This is a genomic window from Idiomarina sp. A28L, assembly GCF_000218785.1.
Lineage (GTDB): Bacteria > Pseudomonadota > Gammaproteobacteria > Enterobacterales > Alteromonadaceae > Aliidiomarina.
Window position 1 is genome coordinate 98,956 of record NZ_AFPO01000012.1, and the last position, 18,842, is coordinate 117,797.

Sequence of the window (18,842 nt, forward strand, 5' to 3'; positions counted from 1 at the left end):
GCTTTCTATTGTTTATTTTTTCGCAAGATCTTTAGCCACACGTTTCGCAAAATAGGTAAGAATCCCATCGGCGCCAGCACGCTTGAACGCTAACAGCGATTCATGAATCACGGCCTCACCAAGCCAACCATTTTCAATAGCGGCCATGTGCATGGCATATTCACCACTCACTTGGTACGCGAAAGTTGGTACTTTAAAGGTATCTTTTACACGGCGCACAACATCCAAATAAGGCATACCCGGTTTTACCATCACCATATCGGCGCCTTCCTCTAAATCTAATGCAACTTCATGCAAAGCTTCATCAGAATTAGCAGGGTCCATTTGATAGGTTTTCTTATCGGCGCCTTTCAAGTTACCGGCAGAACCTACGGCATCGCGGAAGGGCCCATAGTAATGCGAGGCATATTTTGCCGAGTAAGCCATAATTTGCACATTCACATGGCCAGCCATTTCCAACGCCTCGCGAATTGCGCCAATGCGGCCATCCATCATATCTGAGGGCGCTACCACATCAGCGCCAGCTTCCGCATGTGAAATCGCCTGTAACTTCAAAATCTCAATGGTCATATCATTGAGCACATAACCATCATCGTCGATAATGCCATCTTGACCGTGGCTGGTGAAAGGATCCAGCGCAATGTCCGTCATCACGCCCATCTCTGGAACAGCGGCTTTGATAGCACGCACAGCTTCTTGAGCTAAGCCGTTCGGATTATAAGCTTCTTCCGCCATGAGTGATTTTGCTGAAGCGGGAGTTACTGGAAAAATAGCAATCATCGGCACACCAAGCGCGTGCAGTTCCTTTGCCTCAGCAATGAGCAAATCAATTGATACCCGTTCAACACCCGGCATAGAAGGCACCGCTTCGCGCTTGCCTTTACCCGGTAAAACAAACATGGGATAAATTAAATCTGCTGCAGTGAGCTGGTTCTCAGCCACCAAGCGCCGGCTAAAATTATGCCGGCGAAGACGCCGAAGGCGACGAACTGGAAAACCACCGTATGGGTACATCATTTTCTCTCCATATTTGTCGTAGAACTTGGGTGCTAGATTACTCGGTTGCCAAAATAAGCATATTACGGCCCTGATCTTTTGCGGCGTACAATGCCAAATCAGCTGCCTCTACTAGATCGTTTGCATTATCCATGGTATCCCGCAAAACCGCTACTCCGGCACTTGCAGTAACGGCTAAAGGTGCTGCCTTTTCACTACTATTATTTACAAACGGCTGATCGCTAATTACTGTTAAGAAACGTTTTGCTACAAGTTCTGCTGCGGCCAAATCAGTAGCCGGCAAGATAATCGCAAATTCTTCTCCGCCATATCGGCAAACCGCATCGTTTGCCCGTATAGCTTGGCTCTGTAGGCGCTGAGCAAATTCAACCAATACCGCATCACCCACCTGATGCCCATGGGTATCGTTTAGGGGTTTAAAGTGATCGATATCCAACAATATTAACGCCAATGGGCTTCCTGTGCGGCGGCTTCGCTTGAACTCATTACGTATCTGAGTATCGAAAAAACGCCTATTGAATAGCTTTGTAAGGCCATCTTCGTTGCTTTTTCGCTCAAGCGTAGCGTTTGCCCGCTGCAATGATTCACTCACCTGTTGTAATTCTTGAGTGCGATCTTTTACTCTAATTTCTAGTTCCTCATTTAGCACTCGCTGCGCTTCTTGAGCGGCCACTGCATGCTTTAGCATTTGCTCTTGGGCTCCGAGTTTCTCTGTTCGCTCAGCGGAATACATTAACGTGATAACCCAAGAAAGCAGCAATACCTCAATGCCTGAACCAATCATAATGGCGTAGCGCTGAATAAACTGGCCATCAATCAAACCAAGGTAGCCCAAGGCGTTAAAAATAATAGAAACTAGGAAAAAGAACCAAGCTAGCGTGAAAATTTGCGCGTGCTGCATGCCTTTAATCCACATCGCCACGCCTAATATTAATACATAGAAACACGCAATTACGGCAAACGGTAACAGCATGAAAATAGTTATCGAGTAGGGTAAAAACAAGCTGCATATCGCCACAACCCCAGCAAAACTGCCCAGGCTTATTAAGCCCGTGTGCCAAGCCTTGCTTTGTTTTCGTAAGCCCAACAACTGGGTGATAAAGAGCGTTGCAAACACAAATGCTAAACCACCGAACAACGTTACTGCGCGCTCTTGCAGCCATAACCAATTTGGCCAAAGATAGCGAAACCCAACGCCACTTAGCGCGGCCATCAACAAACCGGTAAACACCACATAAATCGAGTAACTAAAAAAGCTTGTTTCGCGAGTAACCACATACCCGAATAGGTTGTAAACCACCATGCATAAAAGCACACCAAAATATAAACCAATAGAAACGTAACGTGGGCCCTGAGCCTGATGAAAAGCAGATGTTTCCCAAATTCTAATGGGCACACTCAACGAGCTGCTAGTTTGCACCCGAATTAATACTTCATGTGCTTCATGAAAGGGCACCGGAATTACAAAACCATCAGCTGCAATTGGCCGTTGATAGAATGGTTTTGTGTCACCAACATGGTGGTGCTCAACATCCCCTTGTGGAGAAATAAAATAAATATCAACGTGATCTAACAAAGGATACTGAATGTGCAACAAACGATAATAGCTTGCTGCATCAAGTTCTAATTTCAGCCAATGCGGCGTTGTATCATAACCAAACGAGGGTGGCTCTGTGCCAATATAGTTCCAGCTTTGGGCAGCCATTTGCCGTGCATCGCTAAGTGAAAAATTGATATCTTCTGCTTTGTAATAACTAATGTTCGGTTGCACAGATTCTTCAGCGGAGCTTGGCCCTACGGATAAAAACAACAATAAGCTCAAGCTCACGAAAAACGCGCCACGAATTATATTCATAGTTGCGTTTCTCCTGCTGGCCATACCGCAAACACCCGTTGCGCATTTTCTGTAGTGGTAGCGGCAAGAGTTTCGATAGTAGTGCCTCGTAAATCAGCAACTACTGAGGCTACCCATGGCAAGTTCGCAGGTACATTGGTTCGTGATTTTGGCTTCGGCCGAATATTTCTTGGCATTAGGTAAGGTGCATCGGTTTCCAGCAGCAAGCGATTTTCGGCTATATTCGGCACTGCTAATTGCAGTTCATGGCCTCGGCGTTCATCACATACCCAGCCGGTAACACCAATATAGCAACCGCGCTCTTGATAGGCGGCTAGTTCTTCAGGCCCACCCGTAAAACAATGCACAATAGCAGCAGGCAAATCACTGAGATAGCGATCAAGAACCGCCAGCTGATCGCCGATGGCATCGCGCTCATGCAGATAAACTGGCAATTGTAATTCCACTGCTAATTCTAGCTGCGCCGCAAACACTTCGCGCTGCACATCGGGTGCCGAATAATTGCGGTTGTAATCGAGACCACATTCACCAATAGCACGAACGAGAGGGTGTTTTGCAAGTATACGTAATTCGTTAATAAAGCTTGCGCTTGCTGATGCGGCATCGTGCGGATGAATACCAGCCGTTGTGATACAGCCCGGAAACGTTTCAGCAAGCGCCAAAGCCTGCTGCGATTCATGTATTGAAGTACCCACTAACACTTGCCGAGAAACGCCTGCTTGAATAGCAGCGGCCACCACATCTTCAGCTCGTTTTTGTAACGAACTTGCCGTAAGGTTTACGCCAATATCTACCCAAGCCACGGTGTGAACTTAATCCACCAAGTGAATACGCATGCGCCGATTGTTATCGTCGGAACCCAAGAAATAACTACCGAATCTTCCCGGCTCAATATAATAGCGCGCACCTTCGCGATAGCGCACGCCAGCTTCAGAAGAAGTTTGGTGCCACTCTTGGCCATTATCTAAGCGAAAACGCCAAAGGCCCCTAGCACTTTGCCAAGCTTCCTCGATAGTGATGTAGGTTTTCTCACTTGGCGGCTGATTACGGGCCGCTTCTTCAGCAGCTCGTTGTTGTGCGGCTTGCTGTCGAGCTAAGCGTTCTTCTGCTTCAGCTGCACGGCGTTCGGCAGCTTCTATGCGTTCTTGAGCTGCCCGTTCCCGCTCGTTCAACGATTCATCGCGGCCACTGCGCCCAGCCTCTCTCGCACCGCGAGTCGCTGCGCGAGCGCTCGCAGCCGTTTCCTGGCCTCGTTGTGCCGCTTCTGCGGCTTGTTCTTGCCCACGTGCGCCAGCTTGGGCTGCGCGTTGCGCTCCCTCAACACGAGAAGCGCCAGCTCGCGGCAAACTAGCTACTAAATCATCGAAGCAAACTAAGCGTTCAATGGCATTGGAAATTGCAGCGCATTCCTGCATTTGTTCAGCCAAGCTTGGCTTTTCTTCCTGCGCCACAGCTGGAGCCATCATACATAAGCCAACAGCGCCCGTTAGCAACAAGCGCTTAGGTGAAAAATGGTTCAATGTTTGCTTCATTCCGCAGGCTCCTCTGATTTTTTCGTGTAGAAACGAGATAACAATACCCCTAATTCATACAGAATCCACATGGGTACTGCAAGTAACGTTTGTGAAATAATATCGGGTGGTGTAAGCAGCATACCGATCACAAACACAATAACAATCACGTAGGCGCGTTTCGCGCGCAGCTGTTCAGGCGTTACCACTCCACTCCAAACCATCAATAAAATGGCTACCGGAATTTCGAAAGCAATGCCAAAAGCGAAGAATATTTTTAATACAAAATCGAGATAACTCGATATATCAGTAGCTATGGTAACGCCTTCCGGAGCCATGCTAGTGAAAAAGCCAAACGCAATCGGTAATACCACGTAGTAAGCGAATGCTATGCCGGCATAGAACAGCAAGCTGCTACTGATCAACAACGGAGCAATGAGCCGGCGCTCGTGCTTGTAAAGCCCCGGCGCAATAAATCGCCAAATTTGGTGCAAAAGAAACGGAATCGCCAGAAGCACCGCCACCATTAAAGTAAGTTTGAATGGTGCGAAAAAAGGAGCGCCAACATCGGTGGCGATCATGCTGGTGCCTTCCGGCAGGTGAACCATGAGCGGATCGGCTAACCAGCGATATAGATCACGGGCAAAATAAACCAAGGAAAGGAATAAAATAGCTACTGCCGCAAACGATCGCAAAAGTGTCCGGCGCAAATCTACTAGATGATCCAGTAACCCTGCCTGCCCTTGCATTATTTATCACCTTTAATCGGTGGCTTAACTATCTCGGTATCGAGGGTTTCTGTTTTTGGCGCGAGCTCTTCATTCAATGCGGATTTAACTTCTTCAGTGCTTGTTGTAGCGGCTTTTGCTTTTTCTTCGGCCAAATCGGCCACTGCAGTATCCTTATCTTTTGCTGCGTAAGGGCTACGCACCGATGCTGCGGCATCTTCAAGCTCTTTCAGTGAGCGCTTTAACTCTGGCGAGAGGTTTTCCATATCAGCCGATGATTCAATTTGTTTCAAATGATCATGCAGCTCTTTAACGCGCAGTTCATGGTTTAACTCAGCTTCCATTTTACTGCCGAATGCTTTTATTTTGGCATAGCCACGCTGTACCGAGCGAATCGCACCCGGCAACCGCTCTGGCCCAAGCACAAGCAAGCCAATAGCTGCAATCAGCAATAGTTCCCAGAAGCCGATATCAAACATAATTAATGTCGGGTTGGGCCATTTTTATCATCATCGCCTTCGGTTTCCTGCGGCTTTTGATCATCGCTTTTATTTTCTTTTTTGGCATTATTCGCTTTTTCATCGTCCATTTCTTTTTTGAAGCCCTTAATAGCCGAGCCCAAATCAGAACCAAGGCTGCGTAACCGCTTGCCTCCGAATAACAACACCACGATCGCTAACACGATCAACATCTGCCAAATACTCACGCCACCCATAATCTTGCCCTCTGGTTAATGCTTACTCAGTATCTCTCACGAATTACAGCGCTTATGGCTTACTCCGCCATGCCTGCAGCCAACTCAAGGCTGCACCCGCAGCCACTACATAGGTTACTACCGGCCATTCTGTTGCTGCCAATAACGCCACAGCCGATACCGTTAAACTTGCCGCAAACAAGCTCCACCATCGGCTCACAGCTGCTTGCCGCTGGTGCGCCAATAAGCGTTCAACCCATATTTGCTGGGTTTGATTGCCTCGGCGAATTTGTTGCAACGTATCGTACAGTAACCCGGGCATTTCTGGCAGCTTTTCCGCCCAGAATGGCGCTTGCTCTTTTACATTTCGATACAGCGCGCGCCAGCCCATTTGTTCATGCATCCAGCGTTCCAAATATGGTTTCGCTGTTTTCCATAAATCGAGTTGTGGGTAAAGCTGACGCCCAAGGCCTTCCACGTACAACAATGTTTTTTGCAACAACACCAACTGCGGCTGTACTTCCATTTCAAAACGCCGAGCGGTATTGAATAAATTCAGTAACACGTGTGCAAAAGAAATATCAGCTAACGGCTTTTCAAAAATAGGTTCACAAACCGTACGAATGGCCGATTCAAACTCTTCCACATTAACGTGGCTAGGCACCCAACCAGAATCGATATGTAACTCCGCTACCTTACGATAATCGCGATTGAAGAAGGCAATGAAGTTCGCCGCCAAATAACGCTTATCTTCCTTATTTAAGGTGCCGACAATACCAAAATCTACTGCAAAGTAGCGCGGGTTTTCACCTGATTCAGGGTCTACAAAAATGTTACCCGGGTGCATATCGGCATGAAAGAAACTATCGCGAAATACTTGTGTGAAAAAAACTTCTACACCACGTTCTGCCAAGGTTTTTAAATCGATCCCCTGCGCTTGCAGGGTAACCACATCATTCACTGGAATACCGTAAATACGTTCCATCACCATTACGTTGGCGCGGGTGAAATCACTAAATACTTCAGGGATATATAATAAATCAGAATCAGTGAAATTGCGGCGCAATTGAATAGCGTTCGCGGCTTCGCGGTCTAGGCTTAACTCGTTATATAAAGTTTTCCGGTATTCTTTAATAACTTCAACTGGTTTTAAGCGTTTGCCATCGGGAAGGTAGCGCGCCGCAACACCCGCAACCGCTTCCATTAATTCCAAATCGGCATCAATAGTGCGCTCTATGCCTGGCCGCAATACTTTTACTACTACTTCTTGCGGCAAACCATTATCGGGGCGCATTAATGTGGCGGTATGCACCTGTGCAATTGAGGCCGAGGCCAAAGGCGTGATATCAAAATCAGTAAATATTTCGGTAATAGCGTTAATCTCTAACGCTTTACACACTAAATCGCGCGCTTCTTCACCGGGAAACGGCGGCACTCGATCTTGCAGCATAGTAAGCTGCAAAATCATATCTGGGTGCAACAAATCTTGCCGGGTTGAAAGCATTTGCCCAAGCTTCACATATACCGGGCCCAAGGCTTCAAGCGCCATTCGAAAACGCACTGCTAGCGGCTTATCTTTGTGTTTGTTGCGCAACCAAAACGCGCTATGGCGCAGCATACGCAAATACCATGGCAGCCAGCGGCGCGGAATCAATTCATCCACGCCGTGCTGCAACAAGGTACTTATAATCTTATAGAATCGTAATGCCCGCACGTTCAGTTATGCTCCTATACTCGCAATTATTCAGCTTTAAGTAATTGGCTTTTTTATTCAAAACGGCGCTTTTCTAGCCGCGCTATTCGTACCTCAAGCGCTTTAATATCATCTACCATGATGGCCATTTGCAAGGGGCTAGCTGCTGCATTGAATTCTTGCGTTAAAAACTCACTTGCGCGTTGCCGAAATGCCGCTGGTTCAGGTTTTAGTGCCGCGAATTTAGCTACCAACTGGCTAGCCCAATACCCTGGCACATCGCCAATATACCCCGAGAGCATTTCTTCCCAATCAATATCAAGTTGTTTAAACACTTGCGCGGCTTGTTGCGCTAAAACCGGATCACCAATAATTTGCACGCGCCCGCTCTGTATCAGTTTAGTTACCTTACTGGCATCGCTAAGCTCTGCTAAATCGCTCAAGTTCGCAGTTACCGCACAATCTACAACTTCATAATGTGGCCCCATAAGGCTCACACGATCGTCAAAGAAAAGCAGAGTAATAGGTTCTGGAAAAGCACTAACAGTTAAGCGAAAGCATTTTCCAGCCAATGGGCGTAATCGTTGTGGCGAGGCCGGGTCGGCCGCCAAAGCAACATTCAAGCTGCGTTCAGCCGCAGCGCGAAACACTTGCAATACCGACATTAAAACTTGTATCCACGATGAAGGGCTACAATACCACCGGTGAGATTATGATATTCCACCTGTTCAAAGCCAGCTTCTTCCATCATGCCCTTCAAAGTTTCTTGATCTGGGTGCATGCGAATCGATTCCGCCAAGTATTGATAGCTATCTTTATCTTTAGCGATGAATTCCCCCATTTTCGGCATAATGTGGAAAGAATACATATCGTAAGCTTTCGAAAGCATTTCTACTTCCGGCTTCGAGAATTCCAACACTAACAAACGGCCACCGGGTTTCAGCACACGCAACATAGAACGCAGCGCGGCATCTTTATCTGTTACGTTGCGCAACCCGAAGGCAATGGTAATTAAATCAAAGGTGTTATCTTCAAACGGCAATTTTTCGGCATCCGCTTGCACATAGCTCACGTTGCCCACAATACCCATATCGCGCAGTTTATCGCGGCCAACACGCAGCATTGAATCATTGATATCAGCCAACACTACTTCGCCTTCAGGGCCTACCATTCGTGCAAACTTAGCCGCTAAATCACCTGTACCACCGGCTAAATCTAGCACTTTCTGGCCACGGCGAGCGCCACTACAATCAATGGTGTAGCGCTTCCACAAGCGATGAATACCAAACGACATCACATCGTTCATCAAATCGTATTTCCCCGCTACCGAGTGGAATACGCCGGCTACCATATTGGCTTTTTCGCCCTTTGCTACGGTTTTAAAGCCAAAATGTGTGTTGTCGTCTTGGTTTTTCATGATGTTTTCCATGCTCTTGGTTACTGCAAAATACTACTGCCGAATACTGCTCAGACAATGAGTACCCTAGTGTAAACGATGGCGGCCATTTGCCCAATGCTCTTTGCCCAATAATAGCGCGTATATCAGCCTAAACTTGGGCGTAACGATCTTTATCCGGTAACCAGCGCAGCATCAACGCGCTGCTTTGTTCCGGATATTCACTAAATAACTGCTGCGCTAACGTTCGAATTTGCGGAAGTAGATCACTATCACGGGTTAAATCGGCTACTTTCATTTGTACCAAACCGGTTTGCTTGGCACCGAGTAATTCACCGGGGCCGCGAAGTTCAAGATCACGTTCAGCTATTACAAAACCATCGTTACTTTCACGCAGCACCGATAAACGTTCGTTTGCTTGTTTCGAGAGAGGGGTTTTATAAAGTAATACGCAATGGCTTGCCACCGAGCCTCGGCCCACCCTGCCGCGCAACTGATGCAGCTGCGCTAAACCCAAACGCTCCGGGTTTTCAATGATCATCAAGCTGGCGTTGGGAACATCCACGCCTACCTCAATTACCGTAGTAGCCACGAGTAAATCGAGCTCATGCGCTTTGAATTGCTGCATTACCGCTTCTTTTTCTGCACTTTTTTGCCGCCCATGCACTAAACCAACGCGCAAATTGGGTAGCTCTTGTTGCAAATACAGCGCTGTATCTTCCGCCGCTTGGCATTGCAGCACATCCGATTCTTCAATCAGCGTGCACACCCAATATACCTGCCGGCCTTCATTTTTCACCGCATCGTGCAGCCGCTGCACCACTTCTGGGCGGCGGCTATCAGGAATCGCTACAGTTTGCACCGGCGTTCGCCCCGGCGGCAGTTCATCGATAATCGATGTTGATAAATCGGCATAGGCTGTCATTGCCAGCGTGCGCGGAATTGGCGTGGCTGTCATTACCAGCTGATGCGGATGCAGCCCTTGTTGCTCACCTTTCTCGCGCAACGCTAAGCGTTGGTGCACACCAAAACGATGCTGTTCATCAATAATAACTAGAGCTAAATTATGAAATTGCACCGCTTCTTGAAACAGCGCATGGGTTCCTACCACAAAACGAATATCGCCTCGCGCAAGCGCCGTTAATGTCGTTTCTCGGGCTTTGCCTTTTAGCTTTCCAGCCAGCCAACCCACTTGAATACCCAATGGCTCCAACCACATGGCAAAACTACGTGCATGTTGCTCAGCGAGAAGTTCGGTAGGCGCCATTAATGCTACTTGATAGCCCGCCTCTAATGCCGAAAGTGCGGCCAAAGCAGCTACTAAAGTTTTACCTGAGCCCACATCACCCTGCACTAAACGCAGCATGGGCACCGGCAGTTGCATATCGGCTTCTATTTCGGCCACCACGCGGCTTTGCGCTGCTGTAGGGGAAAATGGTAATTGCGCCAGCAACGCTTGTTGCAAATGTTTGGGTGCTGGTAAGGCTACTGCTTTTACCGCTTGTGCTTGCTGCCGTGCCTGTAACATACTCAGTTGGTGTGCGAGCAGCTCTTCCAAAGCCAAACGCCGCTGAGCTGGATGCAAGCCAGCCAAAAGTTGCTGCTGATCACTATTAGTAGGTGGCGCATGCAACACACGAATCGCTTCCTGCAAATTAGGTAAGCCTTGGCGTAGTAATTCCGGTAACAGCTCAGGTAAACTTTTGGCATTTAAATAGCTAAGCGCCTGCATGGCGAGATTTCGCAAGGTGAGTTGATGCACGCCTTCGGTAGCCGGATATATCGGTGTGAGGCTTTCATCGACCTGAATAGGTTCGCCCGGTTGTAAGCTTTTGTAATCTGGATGCACCATTTCTGGCCCAGTAGGCCCGGGCCGAACCTCGCCATAAAGCTGAACGGTATGGCCTTTTTCTAACTGTTTTTGCTGAGCCGCACTAAAACGAAAAAATCGCAGTGTTAACGTGCCACTGCGATCGTTTACCCGCACTAACAATGCCCGGCGGCGGCCAAAATGCACGCGGTTATCCAAAACCTCGGCCACCACGGTAGCAAATTCGCCGGTACGTAGGGCTGCAATTGGCGTTACCCGAGTGCGATCTTGGTAGCGCGAAGGCAAATGAAACAGCACATCTTGCACTGTATTCAGGCCTAAGCGCTGCAATTTCTCGCCCATTTTCGGCCCCACACCTTTTAGCGTGGTGATCGAAATTTCAGCCAGTGCCGAGAGATTACTCATAGGCACCGAGCTGCTGGTTGCCGAAGGCTTATGGTTTTAATCCCACTTGCGAACAACATCATATAAATCCGTGCGGCGATCTTTTAAGTTTGTTACCGAGCCTTCGTTATGCAGATATTTCAATTCATCCAAGTTTAAATCAGAGAACATCAACATTTCTGTATTCGGGGTAGTTTCCGACATAACGGCATCGTGTGGGAACGCGAAATCAGACGGTGAAAATACCGATGATTGCGCATATTGCACATCTAAGCTCTCTACTTCTGGCAAGTTACCTACGCTACCGCAAATAACCACATAACATTCGTTTTCCACAGCGCGGGCTTGAGCACAATGACGCACGCGCAAATATGCGTTACGGGTATCTGTCCAGAACGGTACGAATAGGATCTCAAGGCCTTCATCGGCCATCAAACGGCCCAGCTCTGGGAATTCCACATCGTAACAAATCAAAATACCCACACGGCCGGCATCAGTTTGGAATACTTGAACTTTATCGCCACCCTCAATTACCCAATCGCGCTTTTCGTGCGGGGTAATATGAATCTTACGCTGCTCTTCAACCGAACCATCACGGCGGCACAAATAGGTTACGTTGTAGAGTGAATCGCCCTCACTTAACGGCATTGAACCGGTAATGATATTCACGTTGTAACTCACTGCCATTTGCGACATTTCTTTACGGAAGCGTTCAGTGAAACCAGCAAGGAAACGAATAGCGCTCATTTGTTGGCCTTCTTTCGAAAGCCCCATCAATGGTGCATTGAAAAATTCAGGGAACAACACGAAATCACTTTTATAGCTAGAAACCGCATCAACGAAGTACTCTACTTGTTGCAGCAGCTCTTCTACGGATTTAACAGCCCGCATTTGCCATTGCACAGCACCGATACGAACATTCCGCGAGCGCGAGTGAATAACGGTTTCTGAAGCTTCATAAAGAAAGTTGCTCCACTCTAATAAAGTGGCATAACCTTTCGAACGCTTATCTTCTGGTAAATACTTATAAAGTAAGCGTTTTACCACGAAATCATTGGCAAGCTGAAAGCTCAAAATAGGATCGTAAACTTCTCGGCGGCGCACTTTTTCTAAGTATTGGCTTGCGGTTATCTCATCAGCATATTTATGGAAATTCACAATGCGGCCACCGGCCAAAATTGCTTTTAGGTTCTGCTGGATACAAAGTTCTTTGCGCGCATCATACAAGCGGCGGCCCAAACGATAGCCGCGATAATCAGGGTGAATAAGAACATCGAGGCCATACAGAGCATCGCCTTCTGCTTGATTCAAAATTTTATCGCGCTTGCTGAGCAAATCATCATATTGATGTGGGTTACTAAACTTATCGTAAACTACACGCACGGTAAGGGCCACGCCAACAATCACGCCATTATCTTCAAGGCAAATCTGACCTTCAGGGAAATCACGAATGAGAGCATGAATTGTATGCTCTTCCCAAGCTCCGCCGATATCATCGTAAACACGATCCATCAATGCTTTTAGCTGTGGGTAATCTTCATCACGCAAATTACGTAACTGTAAATGTAGATCTTCTGGGCTCATTCGATTTCTCTCTGTTTTTCATTACTTTTGAGGCATTACTTTTAAAGTATTACTTCTAGGGCTTTACATCTAATTCCATATATCTATGGCTTAAGTGTACACCGATTCAAGGTAGCACGGAAAACATCTGTGTTAATTCTTGCTTGCAAGCAGGAGTTAAGATGTTTATGCTTCTGGACGTCTAAAATAAAACTTGGGATTTTTATGTCATCAACGCCTAGCACACCAATTAAACCACGCGCAGTGGCGCTATTACCGCTTGCATTATTTCTCGCTCTTTTTTTGGGTACCGGAATATATTTTCATCTGGCCGGCGTTGAAATGGCTTTCTATCAGCTTGCCAGCCCTGTGGCTATATTACCCGCCATCATTCTTGCTGTGCTGCTAAGTAAGCAGCGTATCAATGCTCGCATTGATACCTTTGTAGCGGGTGTTGGCCACAATAATATCATTACCATGTGTTTGATATATTTGCTCGCCGGTGCTTTCTCAACAGTTGCCGCCGCAACCGGCGGTGTAGATGCCATGGTAGCTCTTGGTTTGAGTATCATTCCAGCATCGTTCATTCTGCCTGGCATCTTTTTAATCGCCGCCGTTGTTTCAACAGCGATGGGCACCTCGATGGGCACCTTAGCTGCGTTAGCGCCTGTTGCGCTCGGATTAAGCCAAGCCGCTGGTATTAACCCAGCTCTTATGGCGGGTGTGTTGGTAAGTGGTGCCATGTTTGGTGATAACCTTTCGTTTATTTCCGATACCACCATTGCCGCTACGCGTACCCAAGGCTGCGAAATGAAAGATAAGTTCAAAGCGAATCTGCGTATTGCTGTGCCTGCCGCAGTTCTTACCATTATTGCGCTTTCGTTTTACGATACCGGCAGCGCGCCGATTGATATTCCAGAAGCGAATTACTGGCTGGCACTCCCATACTTCTTCATTATCGCCTTGGCGGTAACGGGCTTAAACGTATTTGTGGTGCTCACCTTAGGTATTATTTTAGCGGCGGTGTTTGGCTTTGTTGCGGTAGATTACGAGCTAGTAGCATTTAGCCAAGATGTTTATTTAGGCTTTACCAGCATGCAAGAAATCTTCTTACTTTCGCTGTTGATTGGTGGCCTATCGGCACTTATTCGCCAGCAAGGCGGCTTGAAGTTTTTATCGAATACCGTTGAGCGCATCACCAGCCGCATTAGCAAACGTGCCGATCGTTCCGCATCATTTGGTATTCTTGGGCTCACCGCATTTACTAACTTGGCAGTGGCAAACAACACAGTAACTATTTTGCTTTCAGGTGAAGTGAGCAAGCGCTTAGCTGCTGAAGGCAACGTAGCGCCCAAACAAGCTGCAAGTTATCTTGATATTGCGGCGTGTGTTGTGCAAGGCGTATTACCTTACGGTGCACAAGCACTGCTAATGGGGGCCACGTTTGGCATTTCACCATTAGCCGTAAGCATGAACACGTTCTACTGCTTTATATTAGCGGTGGTGGCCATTGCTACTATCTTTATTCTCGGCCCCATTAAAGCCGAACCAGAAGTTCAAGCAGATGGTGAACCCGCGGTTTAAGCTGGGCTCGTTTGGGTTCGCTGCAGCAATAAAAAACGCCCTTTCGGGCGTTTTGTGTAACCGTTTCTGTAAACATTTGCGGAAACGATAAGGGAACGAAATTAGTTCGTGGTAGGTAATTCCATCACACCATCGATTTCAATTTGCGAACCTTTCGGCAAGCCAGAGACTTCAATGGCTGCACGCGCGGGGTAAGGTGTATTGAAGTGTTCTGCCATTACCTCGTTTACCACCGCGAAGTTGCTTAAATCGGTAAGGTAAATTTGTACCTTCACCATATCTTGCAATTCGCCACCTGCTGCTGCACACACCGCGCTTAAATTTTTGAACACTTGCTGAGCTTGCGCGCGAAAATCATTGGAAACCATTTCCATCGTTTCTGGCACTAATGGTATTTGGCCAGAAAGATACACGGTAGTGCCCACTTTAATGGCCTGTGAGTATGTTCCGATAGCCGCTGGTGCTTTATCGGTAGCAATAATAACTTTCGACATGTTATTTCCTTAAACGAGAAACTCGCTGTACGTGCGGCATTTTCCGAATTTGCCGCATTACATCAGCAAGATGTTTGCGATCATTAATAGTTAATGCCACATCAATGTAATAAATACTAGAATCAATTTCTTCAGTTTTTAAGCCGTGAATATTACAACCAGTGCGCGCGATCTGTTGCGTTAATTGCGCAAGCGCACCCTGATGGTTCACAACTTCTACACGAATTTCAGAAACAAACTGGGAATCCGGTTTGTTATCCCACTGTACTGCAAAATAACGGCCGGGTTCTTCTTCGTGACCACGCACATTTTTGCACTCGCGGCGGTGAATCACTAAACCGCGGCCGGGGCTTACGTGAGCAATGATATCATCGCCAGGGATCGGCCGGCAGCATTTAGCAAACGATAATAGCAAGCCATCGGCACCTTTTATGGCTAAACTGCGGCCGCGTTCATCATCGCCAGCCGCTGCTTTAAGCCGCTGCTCATCGCCGATTAACCGGCGAACCACAGCAACACCCATGAGGTTGCCTAAACCGATATCACGCAACAAGCTTTGCTTATCTTCACGTTTCAATTCATGCGCTACACGGGTAAATTCCGCTTCTTTAATATCATTCATATTGATATTACCAAGCGATGCGCGCAACAGGCGCTCACCCAGAACCAGAGCCTCATCAAATTCTTGGTTCTTTAAATACTGACGAATTTTCAACCGTGCTTTGCCGGTAACCACGAAGTTCAGCCACGCAATATTTGGCCGCGAACCTGGCGCGGTTCTAATTTCTACCGTTTGCCCAGTTTCAAGTGGTTTACTTAGCGAATAAGCTTTGTGGTTTACCCGTGCACCAATACAGGTAGTGCCGATATCTGTATGCACGGCATAGGCAAAATCAACCGGCGTGGCGCCCTGTGGCAGTTCGATAATACGGCCATCGGGAGTAAACACGTAAATTTCATCGGGGAATAAATCTGATTTAACATTCTCAATAAACTCGAACGAATTACCGGCACTTTGCTGCAATTCAATCAAGCTTTGCATCCATTTCTGCGCGCGCACTTGCGCGGTGGTACCGCTATCTTCAATATCTTTATACAACCAATGCGCTGCTACCCCACGATCCGCCATTAAATCCATTTCTTCGGTGCGAATTTGAATTTCCAGTGGCACGCCATGCGGGCCTTTCAGCGATGTATGCAATGATTGATAGCCATTCGATTTTGGAATCGCAATGTAATCTTTAAAGCGCGTTTCTATCGGCTTATACAAATTATGAACCGCACCTAAAACGCGATAACAAGTATCTACCGAATCAACAACTACGCGAAATGCATAGATATCCATAACTTGGGTGAATTTTAATTCTTTATTTAGCATTTTTTTATAAATGCTATAAAGATGCTTTTCACGGCCATAAACTCGCGCCCGAATACCCATTTCACCTAGGCGTGATAACACCTCATCGTGTGTGCGTACTAGCAATGCTTTACGGTTGCCACGAGCTTTGCGAACTTGGCTATCGAGCAGGCGTGCCCGCCACGGATAAAGCGCGTGAAAGCCTAAAGTTTCAAGCTCATTTTTAATGTTGTGAATACCTAAACGGTGAGCCAGCGGCGCATAAATTTCTAGGGTTTCGCGGCCAATTCTTCGGCGTTTATCGGGCCGTAAGGAACCTATAGTACGCATATTGTGTGTGCGATCCGCGAGCTTAATTAGAATCACCCGAATATCTTGCACCATCGCCATAATCATTTTGCGATAGTTTTCGATTTGGTGTTCTTCTTTGCTGTTGAATTGCAGCTTATCTAACTTCGATACGCCTTCAACTAGCTCGGCAACGGTAGGCCCGAATTGTTCTGCAAGATCTTCTTGGGTTACAGGGGTATCTTCAATAACATCGTGCAGCAGCGCAGCCATTAGGGTTTCATGATCAAGCCGCATCTCTGCAAGCATGCATGCTACTGCTACTGGGTGAGTTATGTAAGGTTCGCCGCTTTGGCGCTTTTGTTCGCCGTGGGCATCGAAAGCCACAACAAAAGCCTGTTCAAGGCGTGTTACTTGATCAGCAGGTAAATAAGCTTCGGTTAATGTGCGCAAACCTTCAAAAAGATACACTTCAGCGCTCTCACTTCTCTGTTTTAACTTAAGTATTTTGTTACCTAAGTGCTTTTACTTAGATATTCGCTCATACGGTGAGCGATAATTATTTCTACCTATAACAGAGAGGATAAGGGTAAACAAACAATTTGCCAACGGGGGAAATGCCAACGGGAGCAGATTGCCCCCGTTGAGAAAATCGATTACTCGCTTGAATCGCTAGATTTTAGTGCAGCCATTGCTGCAACTTCTGCTTCATCTTGCGCATATTGCGCATCTTGGTCGTCTTGATCAAGACGGCCAGCATCAATAAAACCAGCTTCAATTTCACGAAGCGCAATAATAGTTGGCTTATCGTTCGTTGTTTGCACCATTGGCTCTTTGCCATAGTTAGCAATTTGACGCGCACGACGTGCTGCTACTAGAACCAAATCAAACCGGTTTCCAATACGTGCTACTGCGTTTTCTACTGTTACCCGTGCCATCTTATTACTCCGCGAAACTCAAATTCATTCTTTGAAAGGGCAAATAGTGTACTGCAAAGTAGCAAATCCGCCAAGATCTATTGCTCAGTGCATTGTTTTAATTCGATTTTTATTCTTCAGCGAGCAGATTATGCAAAATTTCACGATGCCGAATTTGCTGCTTCGAGCGGCGCAAGCGTTGGCTCATCACAATATGCTCTAGGTTATTTACCGAATTATCGAAATCGCTGTTCACAATTAGGTAGCTAAACTCAGCATAATGCGACATTTCGTGCTGTGCTTTGGCCATACGTTTAGCGATAACTTCATCGCTATCTTGGCCCCGTTCACGTAATCGCCGTTCGAGCTCTTCATTTGAGGGTGGCAGGATAAATATGGTGTGCACGCCTGGGTAGGCCGCTTTCACTTGCCGGGTTCCTTGCCAATCGATATCAAGGAAAACATCAATGCCGCTTGCTAAGGTATCTTCAATTACCGTGCGCGAAGTACCGTAATAGTTATCAAATACCTTTGCCCACTCGTAGAAATCATGTTTTTCTACTTGTTGTAAAAACGCTTCTTCGCTCACGAAGTGATAATGCACGCCATCGATTTCACCCGGCCGTGGTGGGCGAGTAGTGGTGCTTACCGATACCTGCATAGAGCCTTTTGGATGCCGCTCAAGCAAGGCTTTAATCATACTGGATTTACCGGCGCCACTTGGCGCTGCGATAACAAATAGGTTTCCACTAACGTTCGACATAGGCACGCTTTTAAGTGAGTTCAAAGGTGCAGCATAAAGTACACCGAATATCGGAAAAAAACCACTTTTCCCTGAAATCGGCCATTGCCACATTTAGGCTTTTGCGATTCCGTGCTATAACAACTACTTCAATACCTTTGTGTATTTATTTTAAGAGGAAATTTGCCATGGAACTTACCCACTGGATTCTAATTGCGGTGCTGGTTGTTGTTGTGTTTTACACAATCGGCATTTACAACAAATTAGTTACCCTGAAAAACCGTTTTGAAAATGCATTTGCACAAATTGATGTGCAACTTAAGCGCCGTTACGATCTGATTCCCAACTTAGTTGAAGTTGCAAAATCTTATTTAAAGCATGAGCGGGAAACCTTAGAAGCGGTAGTTGAAGCTCGCAACCAAGCAGCCGCAGCATTAAAAGGCGCTTCGGCAAACCCTGGCGATGCCAAAGCTATGGGAAATTTAGCGGGTGCCGAAGGTGCGCTGGGCAGTGCTATGGGTCGCTTAAATGTAGTAATGGAAGCTTACCCAGATTTAAAAGCGAATCAAAACATGGCGCAACTCAGTGAAGAACTTACTAGCACTGAGAATAAAGTAGCGTTTTCTCGGCAAGCATTTAACGATTCGGTAATGGAATACAACACTTATCGCCAATCATTCCCACCAGTGATATTTGCAGGCCTAGTTGGCCATGGCGAAGATGCAGGCTTGTTGCAGTTTGAAGATCGCGAAGCGATTCAAGCAGCGCCAAAAGTTGAATTTTAATTA

The 18,842-nt window shown here is 46.9% G+C and carries 18 protein-coding genes; 2 read left to right on the plus strand and 16 right to left on the minus strand.

The features are described 5' to 3' along the window. Positions 1 to 12 precede the first annotated feature (12 nt). The 12 genes from hemB to A28LD_RS05085 all read right to left on the minus strand — a co-directional run bounded on the left by hemB (position 13) and on the right by A28LD_RS05085 (position 12,693). Positions 13 to 1,014: a porphobilinogen synthase gene (gene hemB / locus A28LD_RS05030; protein WP_040487066.1), complete on the minus strand. Its 1,002-nt coding sequence runs from the start codon at positions 1,012 to 1,014 to the stop codon at positions 13 to 15. Positions 1,015 to 1,054: 40 nt separating this feature from the next. Further along, the gene (locus A28LD_RS05035; protein WP_007419988.1) at positions 1,055 to 2,872 is read right to left on the minus strand and encodes a sensor domain-containing diguanylate cyclase; all 1,818 of its coding nucleotides are present in this window, start codon (positions 2,870 to 2,872) and stop codon (positions 1,055 to 1,057) included. Beyond that, a complete protein-coding gene (locus A28LD_RS05040) occupies positions 2,869 to 3,675 on the minus strand; it encodes a TatD family hydrolase (protein ID WP_007419989.1) in 807 nt (268 codons plus the stop codon). Before A28LD_RS05040 ends, A28LD_RS05035 begins: the two co-directional genes overlap by 4 nt. Before the next feature lie 9 nt (positions 3,676 to 3,684). Further along, positions 3,685 to 4,404, minus strand: coding sequence for a hypothetical protein (locus tag A28LD_RS05045; protein ID WP_007419990.1), 720 nt, complete (start codon positions 4,402 to 4,404; stop codon positions 3,685 to 3,687). Beyond that, positions 4,401 to 5,132 (minus strand): twin-arginine translocase subunit TatC, encoded by a 732-nt coding sequence (tatC, locus tag A28LD_RS05050; protein WP_007419991.1) that lies wholly within the window; start codon positions 5,130 to 5,132, stop codon positions 4,401 to 4,403. The genes A28LD_RS05045 and tatC overlap by 4 nt, the downstream gene beginning before the upstream one ends. Continuing rightward, positions 5,132 to 5,590, minus strand: a complete 459-nt coding sequence (tatB, locus tag A28LD_RS12140) for a Sec-independent protein translocase protein TatB (protein ID WP_007419992.1) — start codon at positions 5,588 to 5,590, stop codon at positions 5,132 to 5,134. Before tatB ends, tatC begins: the two co-directional genes overlap by 1 nt. A 2-nt stretch (positions 5,591 to 5,592) precedes the next feature. Continuing rightward, positions 5,593 to 5,826, minus strand: a complete 234-nt coding sequence (gene tatA, locus A28LD_RS12420; RefSeq protein ID WP_007419993.1) for a twin-arginine translocase TatA/TatE family subunit — start codon at positions 5,824 to 5,826, stop codon at positions 5,593 to 5,595. A 52-nt stretch (positions 5,827 to 5,878) separates the two neighbouring features. Further along, positions 5,879 to 7,519 carry a ubiquinone biosynthesis regulatory protein kinase UbiB gene (gene ubiB / locus A28LD_RS05065; protein ID WP_007419994.1) on the minus strand — a complete coding sequence of 547 codons (1,641 nt, stop codon included), beginning with the start codon at positions 7,517 to 7,519 and terminating at the stop codon, positions 5,879 to 5,881. A 53-nt stretch (positions 7,520 to 7,572) separates the two neighbouring features. Then, positions 7,573 to 8,163: a ubiquinone biosynthesis accessory factor UbiJ gene (locus tag A28LD_RS05070; protein WP_007419995.1), complete on the minus strand. Its 591-nt coding sequence runs from the start codon at positions 8,161 to 8,163 to the stop codon at positions 7,573 to 7,575. Next, positions 8,163 to 8,915 (minus strand): bifunctional demethylmenaquinone methyltransferase/2-methoxy-6-polyprenyl-1,4-benzoquinol methylase UbiE, encoded by a 753-nt coding sequence (gene ubiE / locus A28LD_RS05075; RefSeq protein ID WP_007419996.1) that lies wholly within the window; start codon positions 8,913 to 8,915, stop codon positions 8,163 to 8,165. The genes A28LD_RS05070 and ubiE overlap by 1 nt, the downstream gene beginning before the upstream one ends. Positions 8,916 to 9,045: 130 nt before the next feature. Further along, positions 9,046 to 11,130, minus strand: coding sequence for an ATP-dependent DNA helicase RecG (recG, locus tag A28LD_RS05080; RefSeq protein ID WP_007419997.1), 2,085 nt, complete (start codon positions 11,128 to 11,130; stop codon positions 9,046 to 9,048). Between the two features lie 36 nt (positions 11,131 to 11,166). Further along, the gene (locus A28LD_RS05085) at positions 11,167 to 12,693 is read right to left on the minus strand and encodes a carbon-nitrogen hydrolase family protein (protein ID WP_007419998.1); all 1,527 of its coding nucleotides are present in this window, start codon (positions 12,691 to 12,693) and stop codon (positions 11,167 to 11,169) included. Positions 12,694 to 12,897: 204 nt separating this feature from the next. Between A28LD_RS05085 and A28LD_RS05090 the strand changes: the two genes are divergently transcribed. Beyond that, positions 12,898 to 14,256 (plus strand): Na+/H+ antiporter NhaC family protein, encoded by a 1,359-nt coding sequence (locus A28LD_RS05090; protein ID WP_007419999.1) that lies wholly within the window; start codon positions 12,898 to 12,900, stop codon positions 14,254 to 14,256. Positions 14,257 to 14,357: 101 nt separating this feature from the next. Here the strand turns inward: A28LD_RS05090 and A28LD_RS05095 are convergent, their stop codons facing one another. The 4 genes from A28LD_RS05095 to gmk form a co-directional block, all read right to left on the minus strand. Then, positions 14,358 to 14,750 carry a RidA family protein gene (locus A28LD_RS05095; protein WP_007420000.1) on the minus strand — a complete coding sequence of 131 codons (393 nt, stop codon included), beginning with the start codon at positions 14,748 to 14,750 and terminating at the stop codon, positions 14,358 to 14,360. Between the two features lies 1 nt (position 14,751). Beyond that, on the minus strand, positions 14,752 to 16,866 hold the full coding sequence (gene spoT, locus A28LD_RS05100) for a bifunctional GTP diphosphokinase/guanosine-3',5'-bis pyrophosphate 3'-pyrophosphohydrolase (protein ID WP_007420001.1): 2,115 nt from the start codon (positions 16,864 to 16,866) through the stop codon (positions 14,752 to 14,754). Positions 16,867 to 17,051: 185 nt separating this feature from the next. Continuing rightward, positions 17,052 to 17,333, minus strand: a complete 282-nt coding sequence (rpoZ, locus tag A28LD_RS05105) for a DNA-directed RNA polymerase subunit omega (RefSeq protein WP_007420002.1) — start codon at positions 17,331 to 17,333, stop codon at positions 17,052 to 17,054. A 109-nt stretch (positions 17,334 to 17,442) separates the two neighbouring features. Continuing rightward, complete coding sequence (gene gmk, locus A28LD_RS05110; protein ID WP_443134842.1) at positions 17,443 to 18,081, minus strand: guanylate kinase; 639 nt, start codon at positions 18,079 to 18,081, stop codon at positions 17,443 to 17,445. A 161-nt stretch (positions 18,082 to 18,242) separates the two neighbouring features. Here gmk and A28LD_RS05115 point away from each other — a divergent pair, with 161 nt between their 5' ends. Then, positions 18,243 to 18,839 (plus strand): LemA family protein, encoded by a 597-nt coding sequence (locus tag A28LD_RS05115; protein ID WP_007420004.1) that lies wholly within the window; start codon positions 18,243 to 18,245, stop codon positions 18,837 to 18,839. Positions 18,840 to 18,842: the final 3 nt, after the last annotated feature.